17 protein-coding genes and 1 tRNA gene are annotated in these 17,452 nt (G+C 32.1%); 1 reads left to right on the forward strand and 17 read right to left on the reverse strand.

Annotated features, from left to right (window positions below):
* Positions 1 to 22: 22 nt before the first annotated feature.
* From BN2390_RS01540 to BN2390_RS01600, 13 genes are all read right to left on the reverse strand, one after another.
* Complete coding sequence (locus BN2390_RS01540) at positions 23 to 610, reverse strand: TetR/AcrR family transcriptional regulator (RefSeq protein WP_053982591.1); 588 nt, start codon at positions 608 to 610, stop codon at positions 23 to 25.
* Between the two features lie 159 nt (positions 611 to 769).
* A complete protein-coding gene (locus BN2390_RS01545) occupies positions 770 to 2,398 on the reverse strand; it encodes an ABC transporter ATP-binding protein (protein ID WP_053982592.1) in 1,629 nt (542 codons plus the stop codon).
* A complete protein-coding gene (locus tag BN2390_RS01550; protein ID WP_053982593.1) occupies positions 2,392 to 4,038 on the reverse strand; it encodes an ABC transporter ATP-binding protein in 1,647 nt (548 codons plus the stop codon). Before BN2390_RS01550 ends, BN2390_RS01545 begins: the two co-directional genes overlap by 7 nt.
* A gap of 299 nt (positions 4,039 to 4,337) precedes the next feature.
* On the reverse strand, positions 4,338 to 5,381 hold the full coding sequence (locus BN2390_RS01555; RefSeq protein ID WP_053982594.1) for a PTS fructose transporter subunit IIC: 1,044 nt from the start codon (positions 5,379 to 5,381) through the stop codon (positions 4,338 to 4,340).
* A 53-nt stretch (positions 5,382 to 5,434) separates the two neighbouring features.
* On the reverse strand, positions 5,435 to 6,628 hold the full coding sequence (locus BN2390_RS01560) for an AI-2E family transporter (protein WP_198524839.1): 1,194 nt from the start codon (positions 6,626 to 6,628) through the stop codon (positions 5,435 to 5,437).
* Positions 6,629 to 6,641: 13 nt separating this feature from the next.
* Entirely contained in the window at positions 6,642 to 7,595 is a 954-nt protein-coding gene (locus tag BN2390_RS01565) for a carbohydrate kinase family protein (protein ID WP_053982596.1), read from the reverse strand.
* Between the two features lie 79 nt (positions 7,596 to 7,674).
* A complete protein-coding gene (locus BN2390_RS01570; protein WP_053982597.1) occupies positions 7,675 to 8,292 on the reverse strand; it encodes an ATP-binding cassette domain-containing protein in 618 nt (205 codons plus the stop codon).
* Between the two features lie 16 nt (positions 8,293 to 8,308).
* Positions 8,309 to 9,064 carry an ABC transporter permease gene (locus BN2390_RS01575; RefSeq protein WP_053982598.1) on the reverse strand — a complete coding sequence of 252 codons (756 nt, stop codon included), beginning with the start codon at positions 9,062 to 9,064 and terminating at the stop codon, positions 8,309 to 8,311.
* Entirely contained in the window at positions 9,036 to 10,007 is a 972-nt protein-coding gene (locus BN2390_RS01580) for an ABC transporter substrate-binding protein (protein WP_053982599.1), read from the reverse strand. Before BN2390_RS01580 ends, BN2390_RS01575 begins: the two co-directional genes overlap by 29 nt.
* A 33-nt stretch (positions 10,008 to 10,040) precedes the next feature.
* The gene (locus tag BN2390_RS01585; protein ID WP_053982600.1) at positions 10,041 to 10,568 is read right to left on the reverse strand and encodes a Fe-S-containing hydro-lyase; all 528 of its coding nucleotides are present in this window, start codon (positions 10,566 to 10,568) and stop codon (positions 10,041 to 10,043) included.
* Between the two features lie 11 nt (positions 10,569 to 10,579).
* Positions 10,580 to 11,422: a fumarate hydratase gene (locus tag BN2390_RS01590; RefSeq protein ID WP_053982601.1), complete on the reverse strand. Its 843-nt coding sequence runs from the start codon at positions 11,420 to 11,422 to the stop codon at positions 10,580 to 10,582.
* A gap of 10 nt (positions 11,423 to 11,432) precedes the next feature.
* The gene (gene ytvI, locus BN2390_RS01595) at positions 11,433 to 12,593 is read right to left on the reverse strand and encodes a sporulation integral membrane protein YtvI (RefSeq protein ID WP_053982602.1); all 1,161 of its coding nucleotides are present in this window, start codon (positions 12,591 to 12,593) and stop codon (positions 11,433 to 11,435) included.
* 762 nt (positions 12,594 to 13,355) lie between these two features.
* Positions 13,356 to 13,440: transfer RNA gene (locus BN2390_RS01600), tRNA-Leu, on the reverse strand.
* Between the two features lie 534 nt (positions 13,441 to 13,974).
* Between BN2390_RS01600 and BN2390_RS01605 the strand changes: the two genes are divergently transcribed.
* Positions 13,975 to 15,225 (forward strand): AI-2E family transporter, encoded by a 1,251-nt coding sequence (locus BN2390_RS01605; RefSeq protein WP_053982603.1) that lies wholly within the window; start codon positions 13,975 to 13,977, stop codon positions 15,223 to 15,225.
* Positions 15,226 to 15,313: 88 nt separating this feature from the next.
* Here the strand turns inward: BN2390_RS01605 and trxA are convergent, their stop codons facing one another.
* The 4 genes from trxA to deoC all read right to left on the reverse strand — a co-directional run bounded on the left by trxA (position 15,314) and on the right by deoC (position 17,322).
* On the reverse strand, positions 15,314 to 15,631 hold the full coding sequence (gene trxA, locus BN2390_RS01610; RefSeq protein ID WP_053982604.1) for a thioredoxin: 318 nt from the start codon (positions 15,629 to 15,631) through the stop codon (positions 15,314 to 15,316).
* 80 nt (positions 15,632 to 15,711) lie between these two features.
* On the reverse strand, positions 15,712 to 15,921 hold the full coding sequence (locus BN2390_RS01615; protein ID WP_053982605.1) for a hypothetical protein: 210 nt from the start codon (positions 15,919 to 15,921) through the stop codon (positions 15,712 to 15,714).
* A 45-nt stretch (positions 15,922 to 15,966) separates the two neighbouring features.
* A complete protein-coding gene (trmB, locus tag BN2390_RS01620; RefSeq protein ID WP_053982606.1) occupies positions 15,967 to 16,620 on the reverse strand; it encodes a tRNA (guanosine(46)-N7)-methyltransferase TrmB in 654 nt (217 codons plus the stop codon).
* 24 nt (positions 16,621 to 16,644) lie between these two features.
* Positions 16,645 to 17,322 carry a deoxyribose-phosphate aldolase gene (gene deoC, locus BN2390_RS01625; protein ID WP_053982607.1) on the reverse strand — a complete coding sequence of 226 codons (678 nt, stop codon included), beginning with the start codon at positions 17,320 to 17,322 and terminating at the stop codon, positions 16,645 to 16,647.
* Positions 17,323 to 17,452: the final 130 nt, after the last annotated feature.

Genomic DNA, 17,452 nt, shown 5'->3' on the forward strand with positions numbered 1-17,452 from the left:
ATGTTAAGAATGAGTATCCGCATTATACTTCAAATAGCTCATCAAGCATATTTTCTATTAGTTGATTAATAATCTTATCTAACCCTTCTTCTGCTAAAAGCTTTCTATTTCCTAGGGTAATATTAATAATTTGGCTCCAATTTATAACGGCATCCAAATCATACTGTTCCTTCTTACCTTTTATATATTTAAGATTTTCTTGTATTCTCTCTCTTATGACATCTCTTCTTGTTCTATATTCTTCAGGTAAGTTTATTGACAAACTTACAAAGTCATCCTGCCTTAAATAATTATAAATATTATCATCATCTACAAACATCATACTATAATAATAATTTCTTATATCATCTCTATCTAAGTAACCTTTTTCTTCTCTAACCAGCTTAATACGCATATTAATTTTGTCATGATAACATTTTACAATATGGTATATTAGACTTTCTTTAGATTTATAGAAACTATAAAATGTCCCCTTGGCAATCCCCACTCTACTTGTAAGAGCTTCTATACTCATTCTTTGCATGCCATGCTGCTTGATTAATATTAAAGCCTCTTGTATAAGTCGTTCTCTAATTTCTTCTCTTTTTTGCGGTGAATATACTTTAGGCATAACTACACTCCCATCCCATTAATTTTGCCTATACAAATATTTTGATTTTTTTATTTTTATTTATCTCCCTCATTTTATTCCTCTCAAATTCACCCGTCAATCATCTTTTTTAACCTATATAAAAAAGGGAAATATTTTACAATATCTCCCTTTTTCTTATTATACGTATTCTACTTGTCTATGATTTACTTTAAGAATTTTATCATATTTACTTCTTGTTTCATTGAAAAGCACGTGGCTTACATTAATAACGGTTACCCCTTCTAATGCAAGTATACTTTTTTCTATTTCTTTAGCTCTTTCCATATCTAATGCTGCAAAAGCTTCATCTAAGAAGATTATACTTGCTTTGGCAAGTAATCCTCTCGCAATTACCACCCTACTTCTTTCTCCACCTGATATATTCTTACCATTATCATAGATCATTGTATCTAACCCATTAGAGAGCCCTTTTACGAAATCACTTAATCCTGATTTTCTAATGGCTTCTTCTATTTCTTCTTCTGTATAATCTTTGTAGAGTGTAATGTTATTTCTCAATGTATCTTCAAATATAAAAACTTGTTGCTCTACATTGGCTACTTGTGAAAAGAAATCGTTTTTCTTAATATCTTTTAAGTTATAACCATCTATTAAGATTTCCCCATTAGTTGGATTAAAGTACTTTCTAAGCAATTTAAGTAAAGTAGACTTGCCTCCACCACTAGGCCCTACAATAAGATACTTTCCACCTTTTTTAAGTTCTAGATTAATATCTTCTAAGATTAAATCAGCCTCTTGATCTGCATATCCAAAGCTCACATTTTTTAATGTAATAGATTCATTAAAACTTGGCATAGACTGTGTTTCTTCATAATTATCTTCATTTTCAAGGGTTTTTTCTATCTTTTTAATAAGATCTTTTACAGTAAACATTTTTGGTAACTGCTCAGAAAGATTCATAACTGGCCACATTACCTTTTGCATACTTTGTACAACCAGGAATGCCCCACCTACAGTAATTAATCCTTGTATAGCCATGTATCCACTAGCTGCCAACATCATATACATCATTAAGCCAATAATAATATTTTCTGATGCTTGAATATAAGATAAGAATCGATCTACAATATATCCTTTTTGCTGCACCTGTTCACTCTTATCATTAAAGTTCTCTTGTACACGTTCTGTTAAGTTATTACTCTTAATAATATGAAATGCAGATAACATTTCCTTTGTATAAGAAGTATAACCTTCAAATAAAGTACTTCTCTCATTCATATGCTTTGCAGTTGGCTTAGAAGTCAATGTTGAGAATATAATCATCACAATCATTACACCTACAGCTAATAAAATAACCCATGGAGATACTATAGTCATCATCCATATTCCTGCAGCAAAGTTTCCTATACACGCTCCTATTTCGTATAAACTATCAATTAAGTTAACTTCAAGCAGATTAAAGTCATTCGTTAAACAAGATATATACTTCGCATTATTTTCTTTTTGAAACTCACTAATATTTTTATTAAATACGCCATTTACATAGTAATGCTTAATAGTTAAATTAGCTTTACGTTTATATAAGGCTCTTGTTATTGCTACCAAAATACATAGTGGAACTAAAACAATTGCCATCACTATTAAGTCAATAGATGCACTTCTAAAGTTAGTCATATCCCCACTTAAGGCAATATCCATAAGGTCCATCATCTTTACAAAACTATAGGAATCTGCAAATGCTAATAGCGCTGCTGTTAATGCCGCAAGTATGAAATAAGGTGTTACTCTTAGTAATCTTTTTAGCATATTACCACCTCCCCAAAGTATTCTCTTGCCTGATAGGTTTCTACATGACCATTCTTAAGTTCTAGTACGTAGTCATATTGATCTGTAACCCCTTCATAATAACGATGACTAATGGCTACTACTGTACATTCTAAATTCAATAGTTCTTGCTCTATCTTCTTGCCAATGTCCTCATTTAGTGCCGAAGTTCCTTCATCTACGAACAGAATCTCTGCATTTTTAGCTAGCGCCCTTGCAATAGATATTCTTTGGCGCTGGCCTCCTGATAAATTCTTTCCATTTTCTGAAAGTACTGTTCCAAGTCCTTCTTCTTTTTCTTCTATCAACTCTTGTAATCCTGCTTTTTTACATGCTACCTGTATTATTTCATCACTAATATCTTTATAAAGGCTTATATTATTTCTCATAGTATCTTCAAACAGGAATACATCTTGATAGATAAATGCCACTTGATTATTAAAATCTTTTTCTTGAATCGTCTTATAGTCTGTTCCATCTACTAAAATCTTACCTTCATATTCATCATAAATCATAGAAAGTAATTTCATTAATGTAGATTTTCCTGAACCACTTACCCCTTTGATCAAATATTTCTTACCCTTTTCTAATTTAAAATGAGCATCTTTAAGTAAGATCTTATCTTCATATCCAAAGTTTAAACCTTGAACTTCTATAGATTCCTTAAATTCAAAAGGTACTTTTCCTTGTTCTTCTTCTTCATGATTCGTTTCTTGCTTCGTAATCTTTTCATAAATACGTCTAGAAGATTTGATGACATTCATTCTAGGTAAGATCTCAACTAAAGGAAAAACTAAATTACTACATAACTGAACAGAAAACATCGCTGTCGTAAAGTTACTAGAATTCATTGATGCAGCCACATAAATAACTACTCCAAAGAGTACAATATAACTTGAAAACATCATCAAACTTCTTTGCTGTTCGCTAAAAATATTGAAAACAACCTTTCGCTTTTCTACACGATTAATGGCATTCAAACTTTTATCTAGGAATTTATCTTCAATATTATTAAGTTTGAGTATTTCTAATCCGTTAAAAGTATTTGCAACTTCTACTGTAAGTTGTTCATTTTGATTAGATACTTCCTCTTGTAGACTTTCAGTCTTCTTAGAAAATAATGATGCAAATAAGAAAAGTCCTATAGATACTAACGTCATAGCTATAGCTAACTTATAGTCTATAACATAAAGAATAATGAGACATACTATGTAGAGGCCCCCCATATAGATGACATTAAGTAAATTTAGAAAGAAATTATTCTCAAAAGTATTAATATCATTGATTAAATGAGACATGTAAACTTCTTTACTTTGCTTACTAAAGTCTTTGTAAGAAATATGAATAATCTTATCAAAAGCTTGCTTTCTTACATCTAGTAATATATTTTTCATAAAGCCAATACGCATTAACCTACTAGCAATATGAAAGCCTCCTGTTAATAAAGCTGCAAATATAGAAAGGATTACAAGTATCTTAAAATACTCTATATCCCTTTTTTCAATAACCCCAAATATCATAGAGAACAATCCCATTCTTATTAAGCTATCTATAACAGGCATAAAACAAGCTATGATATAAATGATAAATTGTCCCTTTCTCTTCATTAAGAGATCTTTCATTTTTCATCCCCCTTATTCAACTTTTATACTTGAATGAATTATAAGTTTATTTTAGTGTAACATCGTTACGTTGTCAATATATGTTTTATAACATTGTTACGTTACTTATTTTATATAAACTACATCGAGTATAAGTAAAAAAACAGACTTCCATTTAAAATCCAAGACTTTCATTTATTATACTAATCTATAATTTCTTAATAGTGAAGTTTCTTTTTTATACTATATTTGTTTCTAAATAAAAAGAACGGTTTTTGAAGTAATCCTTCAAAAACCGTTCTAGAACAATTATATTTATTTTAATTTTGTGTGTTTGGATTTACTGGTTTTTTAAGTAATCCAATCATCAATGCAGCTACTATTACACCACCAACATAAGCAATAACAAATCCCATTGGGTTTTCAATCACTGGCAATATAAAAATACCGCCATGTGGTGCACGTGATGCACAATTAAATACCATAGCCAAACATCCAGCAACTGCTGAACCAACTGTTACAGATGGTAATATGCGAAGAGGATCTGATGCCGCAAATGAAATAGCTCCTTCTGTAATAAATGACATTCCTAATACATAATTGGTAAGCCCTGCTTCTCTTTCTTTCTCTGTAAACTTACTCTTGAAAAGTGTAGTTGCTAAAGCAATAGCTGTTGCTGGAACCATGCCTCCAATAATAGCAGCAGCCATAACTGATGCATTACCTGCTTCAAGACATACTACTGCAAACATATATGCACTTTTATTAAGTGGACCGCCCATATCAACTGCCATCATTGCTGCTACTACTAGTCCCAATAATACTTTACTCGAATCTCCCATACTTGTAAGTGTACTTGTAATCATTCCATTAAGAGCTGCTACCGGAGGATTGATTACCAACATCATTGTTGTCCCTACTATAAATAATCCTATCAAAGGATATAAAAGCATTACTTTTAATCCTTCAAATGATTTAGGAATAAATTTTAGCACTTTAGAAAGTAAGATAATTACATATCCCCCAAGAAAACCTGCTAAAAGCGCTCCCAAGAATCCCGAACCACTTTGTTGAGCCATTACCCCACCTATAAAACCTGTTGCTAAACCACTTGTACCTGCAATACTTACTGCTATGTAACCAGCTAACATTGGAAGCATAAATCCAAATGCCAAGTCTCCAATTTGTTTTAACATTGCCGCAAACGGTGTGTTAGAACCAAAGTTAGCCGGATTAATACTATAATCATCAAACAGGAATGCTAGAGCCATTAAAAGCCCGCCTCCTATTACGAATGGTAGCATATGATTGATTCCATTCATCAAATGCTCATAAATTTGCTTTCCTAACGATTGTTTTTTCATTCATGTTCTCCCTTTTATGTCTTATGTATATAAAAGCGCAAAAAAAGACTGCTCTAACGAGCAACCTTTTTTTCACCCTTTATTTTATGCTCATACATCCTATCCAAATAAACTTTAATAAGTGCAGCTATTGGTACTGATGCAATCATTCCAACACCACCAAAGTAACTTCCTCCAATTAATACAGATATCAAAATCCAAACAGGAAGAAGTCCCACTTGGTCCCCAACGATCTTAGGTTGAACAATGTTACCATCAATTTGTTGATATAAAAGTAGTAATACAGCACCTGTTACACCCATACCTAAGCTTGTAAATGACCCTAATACAAAAGCAAGTCCAGAACCCACAATAGGTCCAACATATGGAATCACATTAGTAATACCTGCTGCAACACCTATCAATATGGCAAATGGATGTTTAATCATTAGCATTAAACCAACCGATACTGCTCCTACAATAGCAGAATCCAATATGGTTCCCAATAAATACTTACCAACTACATCATCTAATGTTTTAATAAAGTCTATTATTTGTGTTTTTACTTTTGGTGTACAGATAATAGTACCTACCTTACTTACACCTGCAAATAGTCTTTCTTTATCCTTCAAGAAGTAGAATGTCACAATAACAGTAACGATAAAGTCTATTACAAAAGAACTAAAAGATGCAATAAAGTTTCCAATACTACTCAAAATTAGCTGACCACCACTTAATAGGAAGTTTTTAATATAATTAAATACATCTGGAGGTATTATCTCACTAATTCTATCCATATTTAAGGTCCCTAGTGTATCAGCTATTTCTGTCATCCATGCATTGAATTGTGCCTCAAACTTTGGAATAGAATTAATCAAAATATTAATATTCTCAAAGAGTGGCGGCAAAATAAAGTTAATCAGCATGGCAATCATACCAATTACAATTAAAAAAACAGCAGCTACACTTAACAGCCTTACCCAGCCTTTACTCTTTTCTTTATCACGTTTTGGTAAAGCAGCATCTAGCCCTTTCACCACCCAACGTTCGATAAATAGCACTGGATAATACAGTAAATAAGCAATCGCAAATGCATAAATAACTGGAGAGATAATATCTACAAACTGCTTAATATATCCCCAGATTATTCCTAACACATTCGGACTATTACCAATTACCCTATCAGCAAACATTAATATTATTCCTATAATAATAACACCTATTCCTATAGGAAAATACCTTTTATAATTTTTCAGCTTTTCTAACATATTTAGTTCCTTTCTAATATGTTTTTTCAATCCACTCCCTAGTAGTCATTTCTTGCTGAACCTTTACTTCACATATTGTTGGATCAATTGTCTCCTCATGAGCTATAGTAAGAAGAGACATTGTATTTGCAAACTTTACAGTATCTTTGATCGTCTTAGCATTCATATAGCTATAGCCAATCCCTGCAACAAATGCATCTCCTGCTCCTGTTACATTTATTACTTTAGCCTCTTGCGCCTTAATAATTCCTTCTTCTACACCATCATGATAGTAGATACCTTCACAGTCTAAACTAATAAATACCTTTTTGATACCCAAACCTCTAAAATAGTTACCTGCTTCTCTTATTGCTTCTTCACTATTTAATTCAAATCCACATAGCACCTCCGCCTCATAACGATTCGGTTTAAGCGTATGTATATAAGGTAATAAGTGTTTTACTGTACATGCTCTTGCAGCAGATACTGGATCTAAAATAATATTTGTATATTCTGAGAAATTTTTAACAATGTATTCTGTAATAGCAGGATTATCTGCATCTAAAATTACAAATTCCGCATTTTTAATAAGCTCTCTTTTAGATTCAACAAATTCTTCAGTGAACAAGCTAGCAATACTAATATCAACTACAGCCGATACCATCTCACCCTTTTCATCTAATATAGCAATGTATGTTGGAGTGGCAGCCCCTTCTACTATTAACGAATCACTCATATCAAAGTGCATTTTTTTAGCATGTTCTTGTAGGCTTTTCCCTCTCTCATCATCTCCTAAAATAGAGATAAACTTAGTATTCACACCTACTCTCGCCATATTTTCTGCAATATTACGACATACACCACCATATGACATTTTTATAACTCCTGGATTTGAATCATAGGGTCTGTAACTCTGATTTGTGAATCCAAAAATATCACAAATAGACATACCAAAAACAAGTATATAAGGTTCTTTCTGCTGTATCATTATCGTCTCTTCCTTTTCATGTATTGATTATGCCTATTTTATCACACTCTTAGACATATTTCATTCATCTTGATAATTTTTAAATTTTGTAAAATTTTACAGGTCTTTCTTCAAATTTCAATAATACATCCCCTAACAAAGAGGCCTCCTCCATATCATGGGTAACAAATACAACCGTTCGCTTCTCTTTTATTATTAATATTTTTATTCTTTCTAATAACCTCAACTTCAATGCATAATCTTGGCCTTTAAATGGTTCATCCATAATTAATAATTCTCCATCATAGGCCAAAGCACGCGCTAAAGCTACTCTACGTTTCATGCCACCACTCAATTTATTAATCTCACAATCCTTATATTCCAACAATTCTACAAGTTTAAGTATTTCTTCAATTCTATTTTGAATAGCATCTGGTTCTAAGTATGCTTTTAAGACTATCTCTATATTTTTTGATACATTCAACCAAGGAATCAGTCTATCTTCTTGAAATACAACAGATATATTTTTATTCTCTAATCCTATAATATTTCCTTTTTCATAACTTTCAATTCCCAAAAGCATCCTTATAAAAGTAGTTTTTCCACTCCCCGAAGCACCTAGTAAAACTGTCGTTTTACCTTCTTCTATTTCTATATCAAAATCTTTATAAAGCTGTATATTCTCATAGCTTTTAGAGAGCCCTTCTATTCGAATCATAAATTAACTCCTCTTTTTATCTTTTTGAACTTTTAAACATCCTATTTACACCTTTTTCACACAAGGTACTTAATACAACAATAACTATTACCCAGGAAAAAAGACTATCTGTTTCTAAGTAAGATTTTGAACTTAAAAGATTGTACCCCATAGAGTGTTTGGGCACCGCTAATACTTCTGCCGCAATTACTACCTTCCAACTTAGTCCAACAATCATTTCTAGTGCAGCTTCTAAATAGGGCTTTATTTGAGGAATATAAATCTTACAGATCACTGTAAAAGTTTTAATCTTAAAAACTTTGGCCATCTCCAGCAATTCTTTATCAACACTATTAAAACCTTTTAACGCATTGGTATACACTACTGGATAACACATTAAAAAACATACAAAAATAGGCACAGTATCTTTTGTAAACCACAACAATGCCAGTATAATAACTGCCATAACAGGCGTACTTTTCAGCAATGTAATAAAAGGTGTTAATATTTCTTGTACAAGCTTAATCATATACGCAATCAATGCGCTTATAACCCCCAATATACTAGAAAGTATTACACCTACACCCACTCTATAAAAAGTTAGGAGAATATCTTGATAGAATTCTCCCATACTCATCATTTCTATTAACTTTTTGAAAGTTGCCCCCGGAGAAGGAATTAGTATATCCTTCCCCACAAGACTATGTACACATTGCCATACCATAATCCACAAAAATACTATACACCCTTTTCTAATAATTACTTTAATTTGGGATGGTATAGAAATTTTCATCTGGTAATTTGCCTCCTATAGATTTAGGATTTGCTTCTGCAAGTATTTCATAAAACTTAGAGAGCATATCTTTTGAATCTACACCATTGCGATATACAATATTACAAGCAGGAATAGCTTTTTTAGCTATTTCAGCATCCGGTATAATTGCATAAGCTACTGCCAACTTAGCTGCTTCCTCTAAATTATTCGTTACAAATTCAACCGACTCTTCATAGCTTTTAAGAAAAGCTTTTAACTGCTTTGGTTGTTCTTCTACAAAAGATTTACTACCTATTATAATACCCATTGGTAAATCCACTTGTTCTGTAGCTTGCCACATTTGATTTATATCAAGTGCCACTTTAATGTTTTCATTTTTTGCTAGTACTGTTGTTACAAAAGGTTGTGGAAGTAGTGCTATACTTCCTTCTTCTGCTACTAATTTAGATGCTATATCTGCATGATTTCCCATAAACTCCACTGTTACATCCTCTATAGGATCTATATCATTGGCTCTTAACACTTGATTAAGGACAAATTCAGGTGTACTATCTTTTCCACTTGAAAGTATTGTTTTCCCCTTTAGATCTTCTATAGATTTAATGCTATCACCATTTTCTACTATGTATAAAACACCTAGTGTATTCACACCTAACAATTTCACTCCACCATCGGTCTTATTATATAAAACCGCCCCCATATTTGATGGCACACAAGCAATATCAACCTCTCCACTTACTACCTTACCTACTATTTCATCAGGACTTTGATAAAGACTTATATCATAGTTTTTTGATATATTATCTTGGTCAGACATAAGCTTAATCATCCCTATTCCTGTAGGACCACTAAGTGCTGCTACTGTAACTGGTTTAGTGGAAGCTTGCTTTGTGCAACCTCCTATAGCTACCAAACTCAATACACATGACAATGCTATAATTTTTCTTAAATATCCCTTCATCACTCTATCCCCTTACCCAATTTTATTTTAAAATCATCTTATGTATAAATTGTTACCTTCACTATCAATCGTTACAATCACTGGGAATTCTTCTACTTCTAGCTTATAAATAGCTTCTGCTCCCAATTCTGCATATCCTACACATTCCATTTTCTTTACACACTTTGATAATAGAGCTCCAGCACCTCCAATAGCTGTCAAATAGGTACTTCCATATTCTTTCATTGCTTCTATTACTTTTTGATTTCTAAGACCTTTTCCTATCATAACAGTTTGTCCTTGTTCCATCATCCAAGGTGCATAAGCATCCATACGCCCACTAGTAGTAGGTCCACAACTTCCTATTACTTGCCCTGGTTTTGCTGGTGCTGGTCCTGCATAGTAAATGGCTACATCTTTTAGTGAAATAGGTATTTCCTTACCTTGTTTAACTTCCTCTACAATACGTTTATGAGCTGCATCACGAGCTGTATACATTGTTCCTGTAAGAAGAACCCTTTCTCCTGCTTTAAGTGTTCTTGCTTCTTCATTTGTCATTGGTATTTGAATATGTTTTGTCATCTTGTTTCCTCCTATAACCTTACGCTAATATGTCTATTAACATGACATCCTATATTGATAGCTAATGGCATAGATGCAATATGACATGGATAATCTTCTATATGTACAGCTAGCGCTGATGTATCTCCACCTAAACCTTGTGGCCCAATACCTAATGCATTAATCTTCTGTAATAATTCTTGTTCTAATACACTCATACGTTCATCTGGATTATGACTTCCAACTGATCTTACCAACGCTTTTTTTGCCAAAAGGGTACATTGTTCAAAGTTACCACCGATACCTATACCCACTACCATAGGTAAGCATGCATTGGGCCCTGCTATTTTAACTGCCTCTAATACTGCTGCCTCTACACCTTCAATTCCTTGAGATGGTGTAAGCATATATACTTTGCTCATATTCTCACTGCCACCCCCTTTAGGGGCAATAACCATTTCAAAGTCATCTCCTTCAACTATATCAAAATGAATAATTGCTGGTGTATTGTCTCCTGTGTTCTTTCTATATAAAGGGTTTTCAACTATAGACTTTCTTAAGTAACCTTCTTTATAGCCTCTTCTTACTCCTTCATTAATAGCATCTTTTAACAAACCACCTTCTATATATACTTCTTGACCTAAATTTATAAACACAACAGCACTACCCGTGTCTTGGCAAATAGGAATAGCTTCTTTTTGTGCTAAATAAGCATTTTCACAAATATCTTGAAGTATTTCCTTGCCTAAATTATTGCTCTCAATAGTTGTTCTACTTTCTAAGGCTTGAAGCATATCTTTAGGTAGATTATAGTTCGCCTCTATACAGGCAGTTTTCACCGCTTCAATTATTTCATTTACATGAATCTTTCTCATATGTTTCTCCTTATTTGCTATTCGTTTTATCTAGTTGGTCTAACTTAAGTTGTCCTTTCATAGGCTGTTCATTATCATCATCTGGAACTGGTTTAAAATTTGGCAATAAACCTATTGTTTGTAAAGTTTTAAGCATAACGGCGATAATAGGGCCTATAATCAAGCCAAATACACCTATTACTTTAAATCCAATATACATAGCCATAACCGTTACAAGGGCATAAACACCTATTTGAGTAGATAATACCTTAGGCTCCATAATTTGTCTCATTACTGCAATAATGCCATAAATCGCAATAAGTCCTATTGCTAAAACAACATTCCCTGATAATAGATGGAAAATTGACCATGGAATAAGTACTGCTCCACTTCCAAACAAAGGTAATGCATCTAAAATAGCTATACCAAGGGCTACAAGTAACACATAAGGCCTTTGTAGTATTAATAAACCAATTAGACAAATTACAAATGTAAAGCACATCAAAATTAGTTGTGTCTTTACATATCCCCCTAAGGCTCTTTTCAAGCCATTTTGTAGGAGTACTACCTTATCTGTAAGCTTTTCAGGCAATTGTGCTTTCACAAAGTCTTTAATCATTTTTCTATCCTTAGTCATAAAGAAAGTTGCTATTAATACAACAATTACAAAAAACACACCATTTGGTACCTTACTTACTATACTCGCTGTACTACTTACTAGGTCTGACAAAAATCCACTGATACTATTTAAAACAGTATTAATCAAATCATCTAAAGATTGAATAGCTTCAGGTAAAGGCAATGTATCCATCACACCTTGGAATTGAACCTGTATATTTTCCAATGTATATTGTATTTGTTCTGCATAATTAGGAAATGCATCTGCAAAACCAACTATCTGTTGCCACAATAACTTTACAAGGAAGGTAATTAATCCAAAAAAGGCTGTTAATACAGTAGCCATAGATAGCAATGTTCCCAATCCACGATGAACCTTAAGCTTCTTTTTCAAAAAGGTTACAAAAGGATCCAACAAACTTGCTAATATCCAAGCAATTACAAAAGGTAATATAAGTTCTAGTATATATTTAAAGAAAATATATACACCAAACAATATCAATATAAAAGATATAACACGACCAAACTTTTTACCCATTTTTTCATACCACTGCTCTGCTCGATCTGTTAACAACGAGACACCTCCCTTTTCACAAAATAATCCTAATCTTATGCTATAACGCTGTTTAAATCATGTCAAGCTAGATAGAAAAGTATTTTATAGAATTTTCCATATATGTCTGTTAATTTTTTAGACAAAAAAAGAGGCATCGCATTGGGGAAATGCGATGCCTTAAAATAGAGTTTTGTAAGGGTTTGCTATTTACGGAAATAATTTTGTTACTTTTATGTGTAATTATATGTTTAGGGGAGTTTAGAAATGATGCAAATACGGAATCTTTACATTTATCTAATCAAGGGTTTAGGGGAATAAAAGTAACAAATAATTACTCCCAAAGTAATATTATTATATTACTTGTCCGTTCGTGTAATATAATAACACCTGTTTATGAATATTATTTGTCCTATTTGTAAACTAATTGTAAACGTCGTGACTTTTTTAGACATATTTTATATTTTATTCTAGAAAGATTGTATATTTTGTAATCTAAAACGAAAGTAAGCAAATTCATTTACTTCAGTAAAGTATGTTATCATTTTAACATACTTCATTCTATAAATAAAGTGCATAAAAACATTTTTCTTTTTTATACATTTTGACCAATTTCTCATTATTTTATTCATCAGAGACTATCTATTTTAAATTTCATCTTATATAAAATGCCATCAAAAGTCGAATGCTGGCAAAATAAAAAGGCTCTAGCAAATGCTAGAACCTTTTTATAATTTTAGATAAACAAAAAACCTTGAAACATTTCTGTTTCAAGGTTATGTATGCGATTGGGGGGACTCGAACCCCCAAGCCCGTTACAGGCACTAGATCCTTAGTCTAGCGCGTATGCCAATTCCGCCACAATCGCGTATTTGTTTTTTAAGACATGTTTAATTATATATAACCTAAGGACTTTTGTCAACTACTTATCTCATATTTTTTTATTTTGTGTTCTCAAAGTAAATATCTTATATTTTCTCTATACTTCTAACACCACTATCTTATTCATATAGACTCTAATTTAGGAACTACTTCATTTAATTATATATCTACATTTCTACTCAAGTTTGACTTATACAATTTCTGTACATACTCTATAGGAATACTATTGCTTATATAACTCAATTTCTAAAACTATTTCTATACACATGTAGGCAATCAGTATAACATTAAATAACTATATTCTTAAGCTTCAATAATTCCTCTAATTTTAACGTATTTTTTTCTAATCTACTTATCCTTTTAACATATCTAATATATAGTATATAGTATCTAATTTAAATGACATTTTTAATAGAAAAACAGCATGTCTATTTATTAATAAATCTTAATTAATTTTTCTTAGGCATCATGCTTTATCTATGATAAAATAAATTAACATTATAGTAGGAGGGATTTACTTTTGAAAAAAATCTGGGATGCAAAATATATTAAAATTGCACTATATACCCTTTTTGTTTTAACTGCTTCTATTCTTATTTACCGTATTTCATCAAATACCGATAATATCATCCCTAATGTATACGGTTATGTCAAATCAGTTATAAGTATTTTTACCCCTATCCTTTACGGATTGCTTATTGCATATTTGATGAATCCAGCAGTTGCATTTTTTGAACGTCATCTTATTAAATTGACACATTCAAATAACTCTAAGGATTATCAACGCTTACGTGTCTTATCAATCATTATTGTTTATTTATGCCTCTTTGGCACAGTCTTTCTAACCATCAGATTCTTAATTCCACAGATATTAGATAATATTAGATTACTAGTAAATAACTTACCAACCTATCTCAGAGAACTCCAAGATGCCCTTGGTAAACTTCAATTTGCTATTAATGATGCACTAGCTTATCCAGATTTATCTCAATTTGTTAATGAAATCATTAACCCTGCAAAGGTTAGCGAGCTTATCAACCCTTCTGCTTTACAATCTGTTTTCGATAAGTTAGTTTCTAGTACAATGTCTATAACAGGTACTTTTTTAAACTTAGTCATCGGCTTTGTAATTGCGTCTTATGCTGTTATGCAAAAAGAGACTTTTACTAATGGTACAAAACGTGCTGTCTACGCTCTCTTTAAATATCCTACAGCGAGCAAGATCGTTAGTGTAGCTTCTGAAGCACATGCTACGATTATTAGATTTTTCATTGGTAAATCTTTAGATTCATTAATTATTGGTGTTATCTGCTTTATTGGTCTTTCTATACTTCAAAATCCATATGCCCTTCTTCTTTCTTTCATTGTAGGTGTATGTAATATGATTCCTTATTTTGGACCATTTATTGGAGCGATTCCAGCTGTTATCCTTACATTATTTGAAGGCCCTAAAGCAGCTATTATTGTAGCTATCTTTATCCTTATCCTTCAACAATTTGATGGGCTTATTTTAGGTCCAAAAATATTAGGTGATTCTATAGGTATTACACCTTTCTGGATTATTTCAGCAATTACTATAGGAGGAGCAATCGCTGGACCTTTAGGTATGTTCTTTGCTTCCCCAATACTTGCAGTTCTTCTTTCTATGATTAACAGATGGATTGATAAGCGCCTACGTACAAAAGATATAGACTTACCTAAATTATCCCCTGAGGATGTTATTCCTTATGATCCACCTCATCTACATTTTGAAGAAGAAAATAAAAAATAATTAGTTTATATCAAGCATATAAATAAGCCTTAGTATATGAGATCTCATATCCTAAGGCTTATTATTTTAAATCAATTAGTATTTATTCTTAGAATAGTTGGCTAATTTTTTGTTCAAGTACTTGTTTTGGTAATGCACCAACAGTTGTTTCTACTACTTGACCATCTTTGATGAAAAGAATTGTTGGAATACTCATGATGTTGTATTTTGATGCAACAGCACGGCTTTCATCTGTATTTACTTTACCAATTTTGATTTTGCCTTCATATTGTGTAGCAAGTTCATCAATAATTGGTGCCATCATTTTACATGGTCCACACCAATCTGCGTAAAAGTCTACGATAACCGGAATGTTTGATTCTAAAGCTTCTTGTTGAAAGTTTTCATCTGTAAATTTGAATGACATATTTTTTTCCTCCATTTTTCATTGATTACATATACTTTATCATATGTTTTGAGTCTTGAATATATCTTATTCTATAATTATTATCTCTTAATTTTAAGATTCCATTCCTCAACTTTTTCCTCGAGGTATGCATCCATCTCATCTAAAGAATTCATAATCTTTTTTATTGGCTTTTCTTCATCATTTTTATTACTTGAATAAGAACTGCCGGTTTTCTTATTTGCTTTTGCACGCTCTTGTTCATATAAAAAGGTTCGTAATTTATATTGAACTTGTTCAAAAAAACGCATATTTATCACCTCATATACTTTTACTATAGTATATGAAGTAATGAATTATTTGCAGACTTTTCTTGGTGGTACTGCTTCTAATCTATTAATAGTAAAGCCCATCTCGGAGAATTTCTTCTCGTACTCTGTCATAATATTATCTTCCATATCACTATTATGAAGATCAAGTGTTACATTCTTCATAAGCCAACCTTCAATTGAGAATTCTTCAATTGAAGACGCAAATAGACCTTTATTATCTGTTTTAAAATGAATTTCTCCTGTTTCACCTAAGATAACGGCATACTTTTTGAGGAAATCACGGTATGTTAAACGTCTTTTTGCATAACGTTTTTTAGGCCATGGATCTGAGAAATTAAGATAAAGCCTTTCAATTTCTCCTGCTTCAAAAATATCCATACAATTTGCTACGTCTTCAAATAAGAAACGTAGATTTTCTGGTGTTTCTTCTCTATTGGCCTTTTTACATGCTTTGTATACTACTGTTTCAGCTCTTTCAGCTGCAATATAATTAATATCAGGATTTCTTCTAGCAAGTTCTGTAATAAATCCACCTTTTCCACATCCAAATTCAACATGGATAGGGTTATTATTTCCAAATACTTCGTGCCATTTACCCTTGTACTGTGTTGGGTCTTGAACAACTCTCTCATCTTGTGCTAAGTAATCAGTTGCTCTTGGGTCTCTTCTCAGACGCATCTTTTATCCCCTCTCGCTGTCTATTTAGTACATTCCGCCTGGTGTTGCTTCTTCATCTTGATGCATAACAATTTTGATACCACTGCTTGCACCAATACGGTCTGCACCTGCATCTACCATTGCTTTTGCACCTTTGAAATCTCTTACACCACCAGATGCTTTAACTAATGCTTTATCACCAACTGTTTTTCTCATAAGTGTTATATCCTCTACAGTTGCACCACCTGTACTAAATCCTGTAGAAGTTTTTACAAAGTCAGCACCTGCTGCAACTGAAAGTTCACAAGCTTTAACTTTTTCTTCATCTGTAAGAAGACAAGTTTCGATGATTACTTTTACAATTGCTTTACCTTTTGCTGCATCTACAACTGCTTTAATATCTTGTTCAACTATATCATAGTCTTTATCTTTAAGTGCACCAACGTTAATTACCATATCTACTTCATCAGCACCATTTGCAATAGCTACTTCTGTTTCACGTGCTTTAATTTCTGTGAATGTTGCACCTAAAGGGAAACCTACTACTACACATGTTTTTACTTCACTACCACAAAGAGCATCAGCTACTAATTTTGTATAGTAAGCATTTACACATACAGAAGCAAATCCATATTGTTTTGCTTCATCACAAAGTCTAAGTACATCTTGTTTTGTTGCTTCTGGTTTTAAAATTGTATGGTCAATATAACTTGCTAAATTCATTTGGTCACCTCATATTATTCTTTTTATTTAGTATAGTATTTTTACTACTTTTCTATGAAAAATTCTCTTTGTAGATTATACCATCATTTCAATTTTTTTTCTATGCCATATAAAAAAGAGGTGTTTTTCA

It is taken from the genome of Niameybacter massiliensis (genome assembly GCF_001282685.1).
Classification (GTDB): domain Bacteria; phylum Bacillota; class Clostridia; order Lachnospirales; family Cellulosilyticaceae; genus Holtiella; species Holtiella tumoricola.

Excerpts from the sequence above, each read along its gene's own strand:
- trmB (WP_053982606.1), bottom strand. The coding sequence starts at position 16,620 with ATGCGTCTGAGAAGAGACCCAAGAGCAACTGATTACTTAGCACAAGAT.
- BN2390_RS01540 (WP_053982591.1), bottom strand. The coding sequence starts at position 610 with ATGCCTAAAGTATATTCACCGCAAAAAAGAGAAGAAATTAGAGAACGA.
- BN2390_RS01545 (WP_053982592.1), bottom strand. The coding sequence starts at position 2,398 with ATGCTAAAAAGATTACTAAGAGTAACACCTTATTTCATACTTGCGGCA.
- BN2390_RS01570 (WP_053982597.1), bottom strand. The coding sequence starts at position 8,292 with ATGATTCGAATAGAAGGGCTCTCTAAAAGCTATGAGAATATACAGCTT.
- BN2390_RS01580 (WP_053982599.1), bottom strand. The coding sequence starts at position 10,007 with ATGAAGGGATATTTAAGAAAAATTATAGCATTGTCATGTGTATTGAGT.
- BN2390_RS01575 (WP_053982598.1), bottom strand. The coding sequence starts at position 9,064 with ATGAAAATTTCTATACCATCCCAAATTAAAGTAATTATTAGAAAAGGG.
- BN2390_RS01585 (WP_053982600.1), bottom strand. The coding sequence starts at position 10,568 with ATGACAAAACATATTCAAATACCAATGACAAATGAAGAAGCAAGAACA.
- deoC (WP_053982607.1), bottom strand. The coding sequence starts at position 17,322 with ATGAATTTAGCAAGTTATATTGACCATACAATTTTAAAACCAGAAGCA.
- BN2390_RS01555 (WP_053982594.1), bottom strand. The coding sequence starts at position 5,381 with ATGAAAAAACAATCGTTAGGAAAGCAAATTTATGAGCATTTGATGAAT.
- BN2390_RS01560 (WP_198524839.1), bottom strand. The coding sequence starts at position 6,628 with ATGTTAGAAAAGCTGAAAAATTATAAAAGGTATTTTCCTATAGGAATA.
- BN2390_RS01590 (WP_053982601.1), bottom strand. The coding sequence starts at position 11,422 with ATGAGAAAGATTCATGTAAATGAAATAATTGAAGCGGTGAAAACTGCC.
- BN2390_RS01565 (WP_053982596.1), bottom strand. The coding sequence starts at position 7,595 with ATGATACAGCAGAAAGAACCTTATATACTTGTTTTTGGTATGTCTATT.
- trxA (WP_053982604.1), bottom strand. The coding sequence starts at position 15,631 with ATGTCATTCAAATTTACAGATGAAAACTTTCAACAAGAAGCTTTAGAA.
- BN2390_RS01615 (WP_053982605.1), bottom strand. The coding sequence starts at position 15,921 with ATGCGTTTTTTTGAACAAGTTCAATATAAATTACGAACCTTTTTATAT.
- BN2390_RS01550 (WP_053982593.1), bottom strand. The coding sequence starts at position 4,038 with ATGAAAGATCTCTTAATGAAGAGAAAGGGACAATTTATCATTTATATC.